We start from the raw sequence: 16,952 nt of genomic DNA on the forward strand, positions 1-16,952 counted from the left end.
GATGTCTCCCTGTGACATTAGATTTTGTTGATTGATTATGCTTCTACGCGACTTGGTTGTTACCTGTCGCCAGATTAAAGGGTTCTGATTGTAGGTCTCTGTGCATCCCCATGACGGTATTCGGCACCAGAATTCAGGCTAGGTCAATGTTCGAATTCGTCATTGGGAGTACAAAAACGACATTCTCGCCAAGTTGAACACGTTGCTTCGCAACTGCAGCGAGCTTTGGGTTTATGCAGTGCCACTTCTATGAACAGCAAAGGGTCTGGTGAAAAAATGTTTAAAAACAGATTCTTATGTGGGGTCGATGGATCGAGGTTAGCAAGGCGCCAAGTTTAGTATCATTTTGAGGGGTCAATGTGATTCCATGCTTTCATACGAGCCCGAAACCAAGTGCGTTGTCGTTTAGCGAATTGCCGTGTCGCAATTGTTGCGCGATCGCGGGCTTGGTCGAGTGTCATCGAGCCGTTCAGATAAGCCCTGAGCTCTGGTACTCCGATTGCTTTGCAGGCTGGCAGGTTGGGGTCAAACCGGTCCTGCATCGCGTGCACTTCTTCAATGGCACCTTGCTCCAGCATCTGATCAAATCGGCGTTCAATTCGCGCCAAAAGCCAAGTCTTATCAACATCTAACACAATCGGCACTGTATCGCTTAGCCTCAAAACCGGCGGCGGAGTGTCGGACTGCCAGGACAGCAGGCTGCGTCCGGTAGCACGTTGCACTTCCCAGGCGCGCTGCACACGCGCCCTGTTTTGAATATCCAGACCGGCCAGCGTTTCATCGTCGACCCCGGAAATCAATTCTGGCAGTGAGATCTGGTCCGCCTCAGCCCGTATCTCTGCTGGGGTGGCAGGGATTTGCGCCATGCCTTCGGTCAGCGCGGTGAAATACAAACCGGTGCCGCCCACAATGATCGGACGCTGCGCACCGTTCAACAATGGCGTTACTTCTCGCAGCCAATGTCCGGTTGAATAGTCCTGATCGTATGCAATGTGACCATACAGGCGATGCGGGGCGCGGGCTTCTTCCTCTTCGGATGGGCGCGCCGAGACAACCCGCCAGCAGTCATACACCTGGCTTGCATCCGCGTTGACGATCACACCGCCAAACCGTTCGGCAATCTCAAGCGCCAGAGCGGATTTTCCGGATGCAGTTGGACCCGCAATCAGAACCGGTTTGTCATCGGGAATAGGCGGCAGGTGTTGAAAATACTGCGCTGTTGATTGCTGGGTCATGTGCGGTTGCCTCAATCCTCACCAACCGCATTGAACCTGCGGAGCTTTTGCTTCATTTTGCGCCGGAAATTAAACCCGTGCCAGCCCGGAGCGCAACATGAGCCTTTCCCCTTCGTTAGAAACCGCTGAAACCCCGAAAACAAAGTATAACAGGGTGATGCTGAAAATCTCGGGCGAGGCGTTGATGGGAGATCAGGGATTCGGTCTGCACCCGCCAACCGTTCAGCGCATTGCACAAGAGGTGAAGTCGGTTCACGATCTGGGCGTTGAGATCTGCATGGTCATTGGCGGCGGCAACATCTTCCGGGGTCTGAGCGGGTCGGCGCAAGGAATGGAGCGGACCACGGCTGACTATATGGGTATGTTGGCGACGGTGATGAACGCACTGGGAATGCAGTCGGCACTGGAAGAGATCGGGGTGTTCACGCGTGTGATCTCGGCCATTCGTATGGATGAAGTGTGTGAACCCTATATTCGCCGCCGCGCGGTGCGGCACCTAGAGAAAAAGCGGGTTTGCATTTTCGCTGCCGGTACTGGCAACCCGTATTTCACTACGGACACTGCAGCCACACTGCGCGCCAATGAAATGGCGTGCGAGGCCATCTTTATGGGTAAGAACGGTGTTGATGGGGTTTATGACAAAGACCCCAAACAACATGCCGACGCCGTGCGGTATGACACCGTGACCTATGATGATGTTCTGGCCAAGCGGCTGCGCGTTATGGATGCCTCGGCCATCGCGCTGGCGCGCGACAACAATCTGCCGCTGATCGTCTTTGGCCTTGATGAACCCGGCGGGTTCCGCGGAATTCTGGCGGGCGAGGGGACGTACACCAAAGTTCAGGGTTAAAACGGACGCTGAACCGCGTACAAAAGCCCCGGGGCTGTGCCGGGGTTTTCTTTTGTGCTGCGCCTTGACGGTCATGGACGCGACTGTCTAAGTGTCCGTGCTCTTTTTACGAAAGAGCTGCCCCGTAGTTCGCCACTTTGACCTGCGACTACAGGCTGGGCTGGAAGACCTGCCGTGATTTCTGAGACGCCCGGAAACATGTGCGGGTATCTCATTGATCAAAATGCAAAATAAAAAGGAGCAATGAGGCATGAGCTCTCTGGACATTGATTTCGTGCGGGCGCAGTTCCCGGCTTTTTCCGAACCCAGCTTGCAAGGGCAGGCGTTCTTTGAAAACGCAGGTGGGTCATACACGTGTAAACCGGTGATCGACAGGCTGACGCGGTTTTACACCCAGCGCAAAGTCCAACCCTATGCGCCTTACGAGGCAAGCCGTTTGGGTGGTGCGGAAATGGACGAGGCCCGCGTCCGCATGGCTGCAATTCTGGGCGTCGACACGGACGAGCTGAGCTTTGGACCTTCGACAACGCAAAACACCTATGTTCTGGCGCAGGCGTTCCGGCAATGGATGAAGCCAGGCGAAGCTATTGTCGTAACAAATCAGGATCACGAGGCTAACTCTGGTCCTTGGCGGCGTTTGGCCGAGGCAGGGATCGAGATAAGAGAATGGCAGATTGATCCTGAAACCGGCTCGCTGAACCCTCAGGACTTAGAGAACATGCTGGACGAAAAGGTACGTTTGGTTTGTTTCCCGCATTGTTCAAACGTTGTGGGAGAGATCAATCCAGTGACGGAAATCACCGCCATTGCGCATGCCGCCGGTGCATTTGTATGTGTGGACGGCGTATCTTACGCCCCGCATGGTTTCCCGAATGTTGGTGATCTGGGGCCGGATATCTATTTGTTTTCCGCCTACAAAACCTATGGTCCGCATCAGGGCTGTATGGTCATCCGCCGCACTTTAGGAGAGTTGCTGCCCAATCAGGCGCATTATTTCAACGGTGATGTTCTGTATAAGCGCTTTACCCCGGCAGGTCCGGATCATGCGCAGATCGCGGCCAGTGCAGGCATGGCGGATTATGTTGAACAGTTAAATGCACATCATGGTGGGCCAGACAGTGGCGCGGCCGCGCAAGGCGAATTCGTGCATAATCTGATGCGCATGCGCGAAGTGTCTTTGCTGCAACCAGTGTTGAATGCGGTCAAGGATCGCAACGCAGTCCGCCTGATCGGAACATCCGATGCGACCCGGCGCGCACCGACAGTTGCGTTGTCCCTGAACCGACCTGCGGGCCCGGTTGCCGAGGAACTCTCCCAATACGGTGTCATGGCGAGCGGTGGCGATTTTTATGCCGTACGTGCGTTGCAGGCTATGGGGGTCGAGCCAGAGCAGGGTGTGTTGCGGGTGAGCTTCACGCATTACACCTCGCAACAGGAAATTGATCAGCTTTTAGATGCACTTGAACGCGTTTTGTGATCCACTTTCCCTGAGCCTTCGTAATACGAAGAAAAGCTCAGGGCGGACATGAAAGACGCGCACACTCCGATTATTATGTGGTTCCGACGGGATTTGCGCCTGTCGGACCATCCAGCCTTAGCCGCAGCGGCTGAAAGCGGTCGCCCGGTTGTTCCGGTCTTTATTCACGATGACCTTGTCGAATACTTGGGAGCTGCGCCAAAGTGGCGATTGGGGTTGGGGTTGGAGGCGTTCTCCAAATCCCTAGACGGTCTCGGCAGCCGATTGATCCTGCGGCGCGGCGACGCGCTGGCCCAGTTGCAAGCACTGATCGAAGAGACGGGCGCTGGCGCCGTTTATTGGTCTCGATCCTATGATCCTGCGTCGATCGCGCGGGACAAGAAGATCAAGTCGGTTTTGACGGAACAAGGTGTCACGGCAAAGTCTTTTGCCGGGCATTTGCTGTTTGAACCCTGGACTGTAGCGACCAAAACCGGCCAGCCGTTTCGCGTTTACACGCCCATGTGGCGCGCCGTTCAAGGGCGGGATGTACCTGCGCCTGACGCCTCTGTGACGGGATTGCTTGTTCCTGCAAAATGGCCATCAACTGAAGAACTGCACATATGGCAGTTGGATCGTGCCATGAACAGAGGCGCGTCGATCGTACGCCCCTATGTGCACCCCGGCGAGCAAGCTGCCCACGAACATCTAAATGTGTTTTTGGACCGTGTAGCGCAGTATTCGAAACACCGCGATCGTCTGGATATGGACGGAACATCCAATCTGTCGGAGTATCTCTCGTTAGGCGAGATAGGCCCGCGTACAGTCTGGCATCGGGTTCAGCAGGCCGCATTGATGGGCGTATCAGGCACTGATGCCTTCCTGCGCCAGCTTGTTTGGCGCGAGTTTGCCTATCACCTGATGTATCACACGCCACAGTTGGTCACGGGCAACTGGAAGCCGGAATGGGACAGTTTTCCGTGGAACACGGATCCGGACCACCCCGAATTTGTTGCCTGGACGCAGGCAAGAACCGGTGTCCCCGTGGTCGATGCAGGCTTGCGGCAAATGTATGTCACGGGCCGAATGCACAACCGAACCCGGATGATTGTAGCCAGTTACCTGACCAAGCACTTGATGACACACTGGAAAATCGGGATGCAGTGGTTCGATGACTGCCTGATCGATTGGGACCCGGCCTGCAACGCAATGGGATGGCAGTGGGTAGCGGGCTCGGGCCCTGACGCGGCACCGTTCTTTCGTATTTTCAACCCGCAGACGCAGGCCGAGAAATTCGACCCAGATGGAACTTATCTGAAGCGCTGGATCGCTGAGGGCGAAAAAAGCCCGAGCGAAACGGCCCTTTCGTATTTTGACGCTGTTCCGCTGTCTTGGGATCTGCGCCCAGGCGCAGATTATCCCACACCGATTGTTGCTTTGACCGAGGGACGAACCCGTGCGCTGAGCGCATATGAAAGCCGAAAATCCCACTAAGGAATTGAAAACTTGCCAGAAACAGAATCGCGGCCTAGCCTTACATCAATACCGCAGAGGGGAGAGCGGATGATCCTGACGACAACCGACGGGCAGAAGGATCTGCCCAGATATTTCGCGCAAGTCTTCAAGATGCTGACCAATATGGAACAGGGGCGTCTGGATATCACGTTGCCAGATGGTCGAACATTTCGCGCCGAAGGCACCAAGCCGGGGCCGGTTGCTCAGGTCGATGTACATGACGATGACGTTTTTGCGCGTTTGATCCGCGAAGGTGAGCTGGGCTTTTCTGACGCCTATCTTGATGGTCATTGGAGCACGCCCGACCTGCGATCCTTCATGGATGTCGTGCATTTGGGCTCTGAAACCGTATATGACGGGTTTACGGGGAAATTCCTGGTACAAGCCTATGAACGGCTGAGATTTTGGCTGCACCGCAACAACCGGGCGCAGGCAAAGAAAAACATCTCGTACCACTACGATCTGGGCAATGACTTCTACGGCCTGTGGCTGGACGAAACGATGACCTATTCCAGTGCGATCTTTGAAACAGGTCAGGAAAGCTTGGAAAAAGCACAAACCGCGAAATATGCCAGCCTTGTGGATGAGATGGGCGCGAAGCCGGGCGATCACATACTGGAAATCGGCTGCGGTTGGGGTGGATTTGCGGAATACGCCGCCAAGGAACGTGGCCTGCGCGTAACATGTTTGACGATCAGTCAAGAGCAGTTCAAGTATGCCAAGGAACGTATTGAAAAAGCAGGGTTATCAGATCTTGTTGAGTTCAAATTACAGGACTATCGCGACGAACAGGGTTTGTATGACGGCATCGCGTCAATCGAGATGTTCGAGGCTGTCGGCCAGAAGTACTGGCCAGTATACTTCGAAACAGTACGAGAGCGACTGAAACCGGGTGCGCAAGCGACTTTGCAGATTATCACAGTGGGTGATCATCGCTGGGACTACTACAAGAATGGCGTTGATTTCATTCAAAAATACATCTTTCCGGGTGGAATGCTTCCGTCGCCTTCGATTTTGCGGCAACAGATCGACCAGGCTGGGTTGAGCGTGGTGAAATCCAAAGAATTCGGTAAAAGCTATGACCTGACGCTGCGCCGTTGGTACGAGACGTTCAACGATAAGTGGGACCAAATTGCTGACATGGGCTTTGATGAGCGTTTTCGCCGCATGTGGAATTATTATTTGACCGCATGTGGCGCGGCCTTTGACACAAGCAATTGTGATGTGACACAGATCACCATAGCAAAACAAAGTTAATGAACGGACTGTCACATGCCCACAGCCTCGCGTCTTGTCGCCGCTCTTTGCCTTGTCGTGCTGGCTTTCATTGTCTCGGGGATGATCATCGATAATGGTGAAGAGGGTAAGGACTATGGGTACTTTACCTATGTGAACATGGCGCTTGGCGCGGCTTGTGGCTGGACAATCATGGGTAAGCGCGCCGGGCGAGGTTGGACTGCGGGTATCAACAATGGCCTGACGGGGGTCGCGTCGCTGGTTTTCTGGGCCTTGTTCGTGCAGGGCTGTTACGAAATGTTCCGCCTTGCTATGCGCAACCGCTATGGCGGTCCGTTTGAAGCGATCCTGGCTATTTTCAAGATCGGGATCGACTACGGCAAGCTGCTGATCACGCCTGAAATTCTGATTGCATTTGCTATCGGGGCGGTTGTTGCCGGTTTGGCCACCGAACAGGCCCACCGCCAATGGCGTTAATGCAGTCCATTGTCTGAGAGTTTGAGATTGTCTGATTTGTTTTTCTATGGAACGTTGCGGCATTTGCCGCTTCTTGAACGTGTCCTGGGCCGTGCTTTACACGAGATTTCAGTTCAACCGGCGGTTTTACCCGATCATGCCGTTTGGGCTGTTCACGGGCAGGATTTTCCCATGATCCAGACGTCACAGGGCAACAGTGCCCAGGGCGTTTTTGTTCGCGATCTGTCGTCCGAAGACCTGGATCGTTTGGCTTTTTACGAAGGCGCGTTTGATTACGACCTGACACCTGTAACGGTAATTCTGCAAGACGGGACCAAGAAGGAAGCAAGGGTCTTCTTCCCAGCGCCGTGCAGTTGGAAGCCGGACGGGCCTTGGTCTTTGCACGGGTGGGCGGAGCGATTGGGTGAGATCACGGCGCTGGCTGCGGAAGAAGAGATGGCATATTTCGGACGGGTAGAGCCTCAGGATATGGCTGGAAGTATTCGTGCTATCCAAACCCGGGCATGGGCCAAGGTTCTTGCTGGCAAACGGCGCACGGGCGACCCGAGGGATACAAGCAAGGATGTCATCGTGCATCGCCACCATCGCGCGTATGTGAACTATTTCGGTATGGAGGAAGTGGACCTTCAGCACCGCCAGCATGATGGAACCATGGGGCCCGTGTTGCACAGGGGCAGCCTGATGCAAGGCAGTGCGGTGTCTGTTCTGCCATACGATCCCGTGCGCGACGCTGTACTTGTTGTCGAACAATTCAGACCACCAGCGTTTTTGATCAACGACCCTGAACCTTGGCTGTGGGAGGCCGTGGCCGGGATGATAGACCCTGGCGAAGAGCCGGAACAAGCAGCCCATCGTGAAGCGATGGAGGAAGCCGGAGTAACGTTCGACCGGCTTGAATACGCAGGTGGGGCGTATTCTTCGAGCGGGTCATCAACCGGGTTCATGTATCTGTATGTCGGTTTGGGTGATTTGACCCATACCACCACAACAGGCGGTCTTGATACCGAAGGCGAAGATATTCGCAGTCAGATCCTGCCGTTTGATACGTTCATAGAGATGACGGACCGTCATGTTTTCAAAGACGTACAACTTGTGGCTCTGGCCTATTGGCTGGCGCGCCACCGGGACAGGCTGCGGGCATGACTATCACGCTTGTGGTCGCGGCGGCGCGGCTGTAAATCTTCTCTGATACCAAACGACAAGAGGGCGCCATGCGCATTGCACGAGACCTTGCCGACGCAGTCGGGAAAACACCACTGATCCGGTTGAAGCGCATCAGTGAAGAAACCGGTTGTGAGATCCTCGGGAAGGCCGAGTTCATGAATCCCGGCCAGTCCGTCAAGGACCGTGCGGCGCTGTATATCATCCGTGATGCGGTGGCCCGAGGTGAGTTGAAGCCCGGCGGCACTATTGTCGAGGGAACGGCCGGCAACACCGGCATTGGTCTGGCTCTGGTGGGCGCATCCATGGGTTTCAAGACGGTGATCGTGATTCCGGAAACCCAGTCGGAAGAGAAGAAAGACATGTTGCGCTTGGCGGGTGCGCAATTGGTTCAGGTTCCGGCCGCGCCCTATCGCAACCCCAACAACTTCGTGCATTATTCGCGTCGTCTGGCCGAGCAACTGGCAAAGACCGAACCCAATGGCGCGATTTGGGCAAACCAGTTCGACAATGTTGCCAACCGTCAGGCGCATGTGGAAACAACCGGCCCTGAAATCTGGGAGCAAACAGACTGTAAGGTCGATGGGTTTGTCTGCGCCGTAGGCTCTGGCGGAACTCTGGCCGGCGTGGCCGACGCGTTGCAGCCCAAGGGTGTTAAAATCGGCTTGGTCGACCCGATGGGGGCAGGTCTTTATTCATACTACACCACTGGTGAAATCGCGATGGAAGGCAGCTCGATTGCCGAAGGCATCGGTCAGGTCCGCATCACCAAGAACCTTGAAGGGTTTCAACCGGACTACTCGTATCAGATGACCGATAACGAAGCGCTGCCTTATATCTTCGATTTGCTGCGCGAGGAAGGTCTGGTGATGGGCGGTTCGACCGCGATCAACATGGCCGGAGCAGTGCGTTTGGCGAAGGATCTTGGGCCGGGTCACACCATCGTTACCATCCTGTGTGACTACGGCACCCGCTATCAGTCCAAACTGTTCAACCCTGAATTCCTGCGCGAGAAGGAACTGCCGGTACCGGATTGGATGACCGAGGCCCCCCGAAGCATTCCGGGCGTGTTCGAGGACGTATGATGCTGGCGCAGGTCCGCCTGTTTCTTACCCTGATCTTTCTGTGCCTTGTTGGGTTCGCCGGCAGCGCGGATGCGCAACTGAGCAACCGACAAAGCGAGTATTATCAGGGATGGCTGAAAACGGCGGACCGTGCAGAAGATGTGATCGAGGCGAACCGTGCCTCGAACGCAGCTTTGGAAAATCTTCGATCAGAAATAAGCACTTACCGAGAGGACTTCAATAGGGCACGCAATGCGAATACGGATCGCATTCAAACTCTGGAAGGTCAGATCAAAGCCTTAGGCCCCAAGCCCGAAGGGGACGCGACTGAGCCAGAAGACATTGCAATGTTGCGGGCGCATCTGGAAAAACAGCTAAACAGCTTGCGCGTGCCGCGGATCATTTCTGAGGAGGCATATAGCCGTGCCAACGGACTGATCAGTGAAATTGATCGGATCATTCGAGACCGGCAAAAGAAAGAACTTCTGGAGCGCGGTCCTTCGCCTGTCAATCCGATCTATTGGCGTCCGGCTTGGGTGGATCTGACAGAAGCGGCGCGATCTCTTTATAATGAGACAATTAAAAATCTGAGCACAGATGTCGTGCGAGAAAGAATCCGTGAACGGGGCTTGGGTATCGCTCTGTTGGTTGCCGCATCCGTGATCTTGCTTACGTTTGGCCGATCCTGGTCCGAAAAGGCGGGTGAATTCCTTCGCACACTTGGCGGTTCCGGAACGGGCGTATGGACCTTTGTTGTTTCGCTGTTTCGCATAATTCTGCCCTGGCTCGGGGTTTGGGCGATCGTTGAGGCAATCACCATGACCGGTGTGTTGGGCCTGCGCGGGACTTTTTTGCTGGAAAACGTGCCTTATTGGGCGGCGCTCATCTTTTTCTATGACTGGATCGGACGTCAGATTTATCTGATGGGAGCCGCGCAGGGTTTTAAACGTCTTTCTGCCAACAAAATCAGAGAGTTGCGCCTCTATCTTGATCTATTGGCGATCATGTTGATCCTGAACGAGATGGCGATCCTGTTTGAGCAGATCGAAAACATTTCGGACGCGACCCGCGCAGTGGTTAGTTTCCCGGTTGTCGTAGTCACAGCGTTGCTGCTGTTGCGTGTGCGTCATATCCGGCTGAACGAAATTCAACAGGATGAGCCAGACCCGAACGCAACCACACGGGGTGCGGGCTTTAGCCAGTTGGTTGAATTGTTGCGTCGCGGTTTGTTTCTACTGGGTATCGCAACGCCCGTTCTGGCCTTATTTGGCTATACGAACGCGGCCGAAGCTATCGTTTTCCCAGCGGTAAAGACCCTGATCCTGATCGCAGCTTTGGTCATCATTCAAAGGTTTCTGTCCGGGGTTTATGGTTGGGTTACCGGGCAGGGTGATGCTGCTCGGGATTCTTTGTTTTCGGTCCTGCTGGGTTTCGTTCTTGCGATTTTGGCCTTGCCGATTTTGGCCATCTATTGGGGCGCGCGTGAGACAGACTTGTTAGAGGTATGGACCCAGATACTGCAGGGTTTCAACATCGGTGGTGTCACGATTTCGCCCACCAATTTCCTGACATTCGTTGCCGTTTTTGCCATTGGGTACACAATAACGCGCCTGTTGCAGAGCGGCCTTCGCAATTCGCTTTTGCCGAAAACCAAAATCGATCCTGGTGGTCAGAACGCAATCGTGGCCGGGTCCGGCTATGTCGGGATCACGATTGCTGCGTTGATAGCGATTATGGTGGCCGGATTTGATCTGTCTTCGTTGGCCATCGTCGCAGGCGCCTTGTCTGTTGGGATCGGTTTTGGGCTGCAAACCATCGTGTCGAACTTTGTCTCGGGCATTATCCTTTTGGTCGAGCGTCCGATTTCGAAAGGCGACTGGATCGATGTGAACGGAATGATGGGCTATGTCCGTGACATTTCGGTGCGGTCGACGACGATCGAAACCTTCGACCGGACGGATGTGATCGTTCCAAACTCGGATCTGATCAGCGGCGTGGTGACCAATTATACCCGAGGCAACACAATTGGGCGTGTCATTGTGCCTGTTGGTGTCGCCTATGGCACCGATACGCGGCAGGTTGAAACCATTCTGGGTGAGATCGCCAATAATCATCCGATGGTTTTGGCAAACCCGGCGCCCAGTGTTGTGTTTCAGGGCTTTGGCGCGGATTCCCTGGATTTCGAGATCCGCGCAATCTTGCGTGATGTGAACTGGGTGCTGTCGGTGAAGTCCGACATGAACCACGAGATCAACCGCAGATTCTCGGACGCTGGAATCGAGATTCCGTTTGCTCAGCGCGACATCTGGTTGCGCAATCCCGAAGCTTTGCAGTCGGATGTCAAAGATCAGAAGGGCCCCGTCCAACCCATGGAAAGCAAACCCGAGGCCCCATCACAAAAGCCCGCTGACCTGACAGAGGCTGATTTGGATCCCGACGGTGGTGACGAGGTTTAAGGGCGTTATCCAACGTCCTTGATACGGTCTGAAATGGCCCGGTGAGAGCCGCACGGGGGCAGGGCAACTTATTTGGGGCATTCCCGATTTTTCGCCGCATTGGGGCCTTGCAAATCTAACGACATTGGTTCACATATCGCCGGCACGGAGAGGTGGCCGAGTGGTCGAAGGCGCACGCCTGGAAAGTGTGTAGGCGGGAAACCGTCTCCAGGGTTCGAATCCCTGTCTCTCCGCCACACCCTTACCAAAATTAACGGCAGTAGGGCCACTTGATGCTGGTCGAGTCGATTTACAGTTGGCAAACTTCGAAAGCTTCGTGACGAACGAATAGATGGGAGCGGTCATTAAATCCGGGCGCTTGCGTTTGCTAAATTTGCTGCATTGATCGTTTGAAGTTGTTCAAGCGCCAGAACCTGTGGTGTTCTGGTTTGCTTTCCCCGAAAGTTCTCCGTCGGTCGGATGAGGCAGATCATAAACGTTAACAAAAATATCAATTTGATATAGAGTTGTGGTGTTATTGATCAGTAACGCGCGGGTATTCGTGTGACACAGACACTTTATGAAAAGTATGGCGGCTTCAAAACAATCAGCCGCGTCGTGATGACCTTCTACGAGATGGCGTTGGAATCTGACGATATCGGCCACTATTTCGAAGACATTGATATGCCTCGACTGATTGATCATCAGACGAAGTTTGTGTCCTCGTTAATCGGAGGCCCTGCATCATTCAATGACGACAGAATTGAAGCGGTTCACCGGCATCTGAATATCTCGCACGATGAGTTTGACGTCATGGCGGAACTGTTCGGCGATGCGCTGAGCGCCCATGGTATGTCGGATGGGGATATTAAAACCGCGCTGGCCGCAATTGAGGGCAAGAGGTCCATCATAGTCGTCCGGACCGCGGCATGAGCATACTGGCAATCAATGAGCAACTGTTGCGCGCCATTGGTGTTGGTGTCGCCGTGGTGCGTGCCTCGGATCTGGAATTTGTGTTTCACAACGGGCCTTTCGCGGAATGGTTCGGTACCCCGGAAGAAGGGAATACGCTTGGCGATATTCTACCGGATCTCGACCCGAAAGAACTGGAGGATGTCAAACAGTCCGGCCTGAGGTACTCGGTCGAGCTTCAGATCAAACCCAAACGCCGGACACTTATTTTTGCTGTGACAGTGTCGTTGGCCAATGGGCTGTCGGAGCAGGTGCTGATTGTGGAATGCCAGAACATCACGCGTATTCGTGAATTGGAAAGCATGATCGACAGCTATTCCACTATGGTCGAGCGTAATACCCGAGAACTTGAGCGCGAAAAAGAAAGGGTTGAACGCCTGTTGCTGAACCTGATGCCACGGGCCGTCTATGAAGAATTCAAGACATTTGGCGTCGTCACACCTCAGCTGTATCAGCAGGTTTCGGTGGTGATGTTGGATTTTGTCGGGTTCACGGATTTTGCTGCCAAAACCGACCCAACCGTAACCCTGAGTGAACTGAACGATATCTTCACGGCGTTTGACCGTATTGTGGAACAATTTGGATGCGAGCGTATCAAAACAATAGGTGACGCATATCTGGCGGTGTCCGGCATGCCTGACCCAACCCCTGATCACGCCACGGCTGTTGCGCATTGTGCGGTGCGATTCCTTCGATATTTGGAACGCAGGAACGAAAGCCATCCGCACAAATGGCAGGCTAGGATCGGCTTGGGGATGGGTGCTGCAGTTGGATCGGTCGTTGGTATTCAAAAATATGTCTACGACGTTTTCGGCCCGGCTGTGAACATTGCCGCCCGATTACAGGTGTTTGCCAACCCGATGAACATTGTGGCCCCGGAAGAAATGAAATTTGCCCTGATTGACGAGTTTCAGGTCTCGGACCTTGGAACCGTCGACATCAAGGGAATGGGCGAGATGGACCTGATCAATGTGACGTCGGGTCTGAGTATGCCACAGGGCAGTCGGTTGCTCTGACCCGTTTCAGTCGTCTTGTGGAATAAGGCCCAGGCCGCGTAGGTAAATGCCAATCCCACTTTCCAGCAAATCCTCTGGCGGAAAAGGTGAGGTTGCGCCGGTGTTGCGGGCAAAAAGCTCAACAACACCATGGCTCATCGCCCAGATATGGGCACTGAACATCGATGCAGGCGGGCGCTTTTCTGGCGGAATGTGTTGGGACAGGTCCGCCGCCGCTTTTTCAAGAACCGACTTGGCGCGGTTGGCGGCTAAGGAAAGCTCGGTCGTGCGGTTCAGAGAGATCCCACTTTCGAACATCGCGATATAGTGGCCCGGGTTCTTGCGGGCAAAGGCCAAATAGGCCCGTCCTGTCGCCTCGAACGCTGCCAACGCTGATGGCTGCCCCTTGTCATAGGCATATTGCATCAGATCTGCGAACATCTCGAACCCTTGCCGCGCGGCCTCGGCAATCAGATCCTCGCGCCCTTGAAAATGGCGATAGACGGCGGCGGGTGTCACTCCGGCAGTTTTTGCGGCTTCGGACAGGGTGAAACCAGTTGGCCCTTTTTCTTCGATCAGGGACAACGCGGCTTCGACCAAAGCCTGTTTCAGGTTCCCGTGGTGATACCCGCGTTTCGTCATTCCGGCCTCAGCTGTCTTGATGCAGTGTTTGAAAACAACGAGATAGAGCAAACACGCAGAGCCGTCCAACCCTGTTCGACAAAACACTTCGGTGGAGTGCCGGGTTACGCATCCCAGACATCCGGGCCACCGCAAATCTTCGGATCAATCTTGCCGATGCTCTTTTTGTCTTTCTCATCATAGTCCAACGCGTGCAGGACTGTACGGATCGCTGCAAGGCGCGCCCGTTTCTTGTCGTCTGATCGCACGATCGTCCAGGGGCAGGCGTCGGTGTGCGATCTGGTCAGTGTTTCCGAGATCGATTCCGTGTACTCATCCCATTTATTCAGACCCGCCACATCGATGGGGCTTAACTTCCACTGTTTGAGCGGATCCGTCTCGCGCGCCAAAAAGCGGTTCAGCTGCTCAGCACGCCCGACATTGAGCCAGAATTTAAAGAGGTGGATCCCGTCATTGACCAAACCCATTTCCAGCGGCAGGACCTGACGGAAAAACCTCTCCCGCTCTTCTTGCGTACAAAAGCCGAAAACATTTTCGACAACACCCCGGTTGTACCAACTCCGGTCAAAGAAAACGATTTCACCAGCGGCGGGCAGGTGGGCGATATAGCGTTGAAAATACCATTGGCTGCGTTCCGCATCCGAAGGCTTGGCCAGCGCCACGTTGCGTGCCCCGCGCGGGTTCAGGTTTTCGCGGAACCGCTTGATGGTACCGCCTTTGCCGGCGGCATCACGACCTTCAAAGATGATCGCCACCCGATGGCCTGTTTCCTTCACCCAAGACTGCATCTTGACCAACTCGATCTGGAGAAGCTCCATCTGAGCATCATAGTCTTTGGTCTTCATCTTCTCGCGATACGGGTATGTGGCGTTTAGGATATCGCCTTTTCCCGATTTCTTGATCTCCTCCCGCACCGCCTTGGGGGCGTCTTTTTGATAATATCTTTCGATAGAACCTTTTTCGGACCGGGCCATATGTCACCTCGCGATAAAATCCATATCTTACTATGAATTAGAGGCCGGATTAACGCAAACCCGCACGCTGAGCCGCACGATCTACAGCGGCGGCGACCTCGGGGGCGGCGACCACCTGCGGCATGTGGCCAATGCCGGGCAAGTCGATCAGCTCGGCCCCTGGGATTTGGTCGATCAGGCGTTCGGAATGCCATTCAAGACCAACCGTGTCGTCGGCGGTTCCGTGAATGATTTCCGTTGGCACGGAAATCTCGCCATATCTGGGCTGCAGGCGGGTAATCTCATCCAGCAAGTTGGCGCGTTGCTTGGCATTTGCGTGCATTGATCCACGCCGGATCGTAAGGCCGGGGCCGAAGTGCTCCGCGTACCCCTCAGGCGCGGTCTGTGGCGCAAATACTTTGTCCAAAGCTTGCGTCACATACCAGTCGGGCACGAATGAGCTGATCAGGGGCAGGACCAGTGCATTACCAGCGGTAGTTGATGCCAGCCGGTTAAAACCATCCAAAGGTGTTTCCCACGGGATGGCCGCAGGCGCGATCAGAACCAAGGCCGAGATGTTGTCTGGCCGCGTGACCGCCCACGCAAGCGAAACCGACCCGCCATAGCTTTGACCTGCAACGATGGGTTTTTCGGCCCCCAGCTGTGCCGCTGCCCGTTGCAGGATGTCTGCCTGTTCGATGATGGTTTCGCCGTCGGGGTTGAAGCTTTGGGAATACCCCAAGCCGGGACGGTCAAACACGATAACTCGAAAGTTCTGCGCCAGAATGGGAGCCAGCGCGAATGTCATGTCACGGGTGTTCCCGCTGGAGCCATGAATCAGAACAACATCCGGGCCGTCGCCCATCACAACGGCATGTACGGCGATGCCATCAACATCAAGAATCTGACCTTCGGGTGGAAAGGCCGCTTCTGCCATCGCCTCATTCCTGACGCTGCGCCAAGCGGTCAGCACGGCCAGGCCCAGCACGATGAGGCCAAGGAATATGAACGCTTTAGTTGCCAATTTTGCTCATATCGAAAGGCGTGGATTGGTAGATTTCGTTGATCCAGTTGCCGTAAAGCAGGTGCGCATGGCTGCGCCACCGGTTCTGTGGCATTTGTGATGGATCATCGTCCGGGTAGTAATTGATCGGCACGTTGATTGGCGTGCCATTGGCAACGTCCCGGTCATATTCCTGCTTGAGCGTGTCGCTGTCATATTCGAAATGGTTGAAGATATAGAGCGCGCGGTGCTCGGGATCCTCGACCAAGCAGGGTCCTACATCGTCGCTGCCCAATAGAGTGTTCAAACCGGGTGCGCTGTCGATTTCACCCTGTTTCATCTCAGTCCATCGACTGACAGGGATCACGCAGTCGTCCGAAAAGCCACGTAAAAACGGCGAGGCCGGGTTTAGGTTCCGGTGACGAAAACAGCCAAAGGCCTTGGCGTCCAGCATGTGTTTACGCACGCCGTGGAAATGGTTGATCATCGCCATTCCGCCCCAGCAGACACCAAAGGTCGAATGAACATTCGTTTGTGTCCATTCGAAGACTTCGCTGATCTCGTCCCAATAGGTGACGTCACCAAATTCCAGATGCTCGATCGGCGCGCCCGTGATAATCAGGCCGTCGAATTTCTCGTCCTTGACCTCCTGGAAGGGGTGGTAGAACTCGGTCATGTGCTCGGCTGCAGTATTTTTAGTGCGGTGTTCCGTCATGCGGATCAGGGACAGGTCGATCTGCAAAGGGGTCGCGCCAATCAGACGCGCGAACTGATTTTCCGTCTGGATTTTCTTGGGCATCAGATTCAGCAATCCAATGCGCAGCGGGCGGATATCCTGACGCATCGCCTGATCTTCGTCCATGACCATGACGCCCTCTTTGGTCAGGACGTCAAAAGCAGGAAGATCAGATGGGATTTTGATAGGCATGTGTCAGGCTTCGAAGAGAGTAAGGAAAAC

At 54.7% G+C, this 16,952-nt stretch carries 15 protein-coding genes and 1 tRNA gene; 11 read left to right on the top strand and 5 right to left on the bottom strand.

Annotated features, from left to right (window positions below):
* Window positions 1-341: 341 nt before the first annotated feature.
* A complete protein-coding gene (gene miaA, locus ACR0EV_RS03675; RefSeq protein ID WP_480798839.1) occupies window positions 342-1,235 on the bottom strand; it encodes a tRNA (adenosine(37)-N6)-dimethylallyltransferase MiaA in 894 nt (297 codons plus the stop codon).
* Between the two features lie 97 nt (window positions 1,236-1,332).
* Between miaA and pyrH the strand changes: the two genes are divergently transcribed.
* From pyrH to ACR0EV_RS03730, 11 genes are all read left to right on the top strand, one after another.
* The gene (gene pyrH / locus ACR0EV_RS03680) at window positions 1,333-2,085 is read left to right on the top strand and encodes a UMP kinase (protein WP_480798840.1); all 753 of its coding nucleotides are present in this window, start codon (window positions 1,333-1,335) and stop codon (window positions 2,083-2,085) included.
* Window positions 2,086-2,335: 250 nt separating this feature from the next.
* Complete coding sequence (locus tag ACR0EV_RS03685) at window positions 2,336-3,562, top strand: aminotransferase class V-fold PLP-dependent enzyme (RefSeq protein ID WP_480798841.1); 1,227 nt, start codon at window positions 2,336-2,338, stop codon at window positions 3,560-3,562.
* Window positions 3,563-3,610: 48 nt separating this feature from the next.
* Window positions 3,611-5,035, top strand: coding sequence for a cryptochrome/photolyase family protein (locus ACR0EV_RS03690; protein ID WP_480798842.1), 1,425 nt, complete (start codon window positions 3,611-3,613; stop codon window positions 5,033-5,035).
* Between the two features lie 69 nt (window positions 5,036-5,104).
* Entirely contained in the window at window positions 5,105-6,313 is a 1,209-nt protein-coding gene (locus ACR0EV_RS03695; protein WP_480798843.1) for a class I SAM-dependent methyltransferase, read from the top strand.
* A gap of 15 nt (window positions 6,314-6,328) precedes the next feature.
* Entirely contained in the window at window positions 6,329-6,769 is a 441-nt protein-coding gene (locus tag ACR0EV_RS03700; RefSeq protein ID WP_480798844.1) for a TrgA family protein, read from the top strand.
* Between the two features lie 36 nt (window positions 6,770-6,805).
* A complete protein-coding gene (locus ACR0EV_RS03705; RefSeq protein WP_480799007.1) occupies window positions 6,806-7,912 on the top strand; it encodes an NUDIX domain-containing protein in 1,107 nt (368 codons plus the stop codon).
* Between the two features lie 68 nt (window positions 7,913-7,980).
* Window positions 7,981-9,015, top strand: a complete 1,035-nt coding sequence (locus tag ACR0EV_RS03710; protein WP_480798845.1) for a cysteine synthase A — start codon at window positions 7,981-7,983, stop codon at window positions 9,013-9,015.
* Entirely contained in the window at window positions 9,015-11,450 is a 2,436-nt protein-coding gene (locus ACR0EV_RS03715) for a DUF3772 domain-containing protein (RefSeq protein ID WP_480798846.1), read from the top strand. The genes ACR0EV_RS03710 and ACR0EV_RS03715 overlap by 1 nt, the downstream gene beginning before the upstream one ends.
* 146 nt (window positions 11,451-11,596) lie before the next feature.
* A tRNA-Ser gene (locus ACR0EV_RS03720) sits at window positions 11,597-11,686 on the top strand.
* Window positions 11,687-11,993: 307 nt separating this feature from the next.
* The gene (locus ACR0EV_RS03725) at window positions 11,994-12,362 is read left to right on the top strand and encodes a group I truncated hemoglobin (protein ID WP_480798847.1); all 369 of its coding nucleotides are present in this window, start codon (window positions 11,994-11,996) and stop codon (window positions 12,360-12,362) included.
* Window positions 12,359-13,417, top strand: coding sequence for an adenylate/guanylate cyclase domain-containing protein (locus tag ACR0EV_RS03730; protein WP_480798848.1), 1,059 nt, complete (start codon window positions 12,359-12,361; stop codon window positions 13,415-13,417). Before ACR0EV_RS03725 ends, ACR0EV_RS03730 begins: the two co-directional genes overlap by 4 nt.
* A 6-nt stretch (window positions 13,418-13,423) precedes the next feature.
* Here the strand turns inward: ACR0EV_RS03730 and ACR0EV_RS03735 are convergent, their stop codons facing one another.
* The 4 genes from ACR0EV_RS03735 to metA form a co-directional block, all read right to left on the bottom strand.
* On the bottom strand, window positions 13,424-14,038 hold the full coding sequence (locus ACR0EV_RS03735) for a TetR/AcrR family transcriptional regulator (RefSeq protein WP_171089665.1): 615 nt from the start codon (window positions 14,036-14,038) through the stop codon (window positions 13,424-13,426).
* 104 nt (window positions 14,039-14,142) lie between these two features.
* Window positions 14,143-15,012 carry a polyphosphate kinase 2 gene (gene ppk2, locus ACR0EV_RS03740; protein ID WP_480798849.1) on the bottom strand — a complete coding sequence of 290 codons (870 nt, stop codon included), beginning with the start codon at window positions 15,010-15,012 and terminating at the stop codon, window positions 14,143-14,145.
* Between the two features lie 49 nt (window positions 15,013-15,061).
* Window positions 15,062-16,015 (bottom strand): alpha/beta fold hydrolase, encoded by a 954-nt coding sequence (locus tag ACR0EV_RS03745; protein WP_480798850.1) that lies wholly within the window; start codon window positions 16,013-16,015, stop codon window positions 15,062-15,064.
* Window positions 16,005-16,922, bottom strand: coding sequence for a homoserine O-acetyltransferase MetA (metA, locus tag ACR0EV_RS03750; protein ID WP_480798851.1), 918 nt, complete (start codon window positions 16,920-16,922; stop codon window positions 16,005-16,007). The genes ACR0EV_RS03745 and metA overlap by 11 nt, the downstream gene beginning before the upstream one ends.
* Between the last annotated feature and the right edge of the window lie 30 nt (window positions 16,923-16,952).

The sequence above is a fragment of the Ruegeria sp. CF8 genome, from assembly GCF_056537285.1.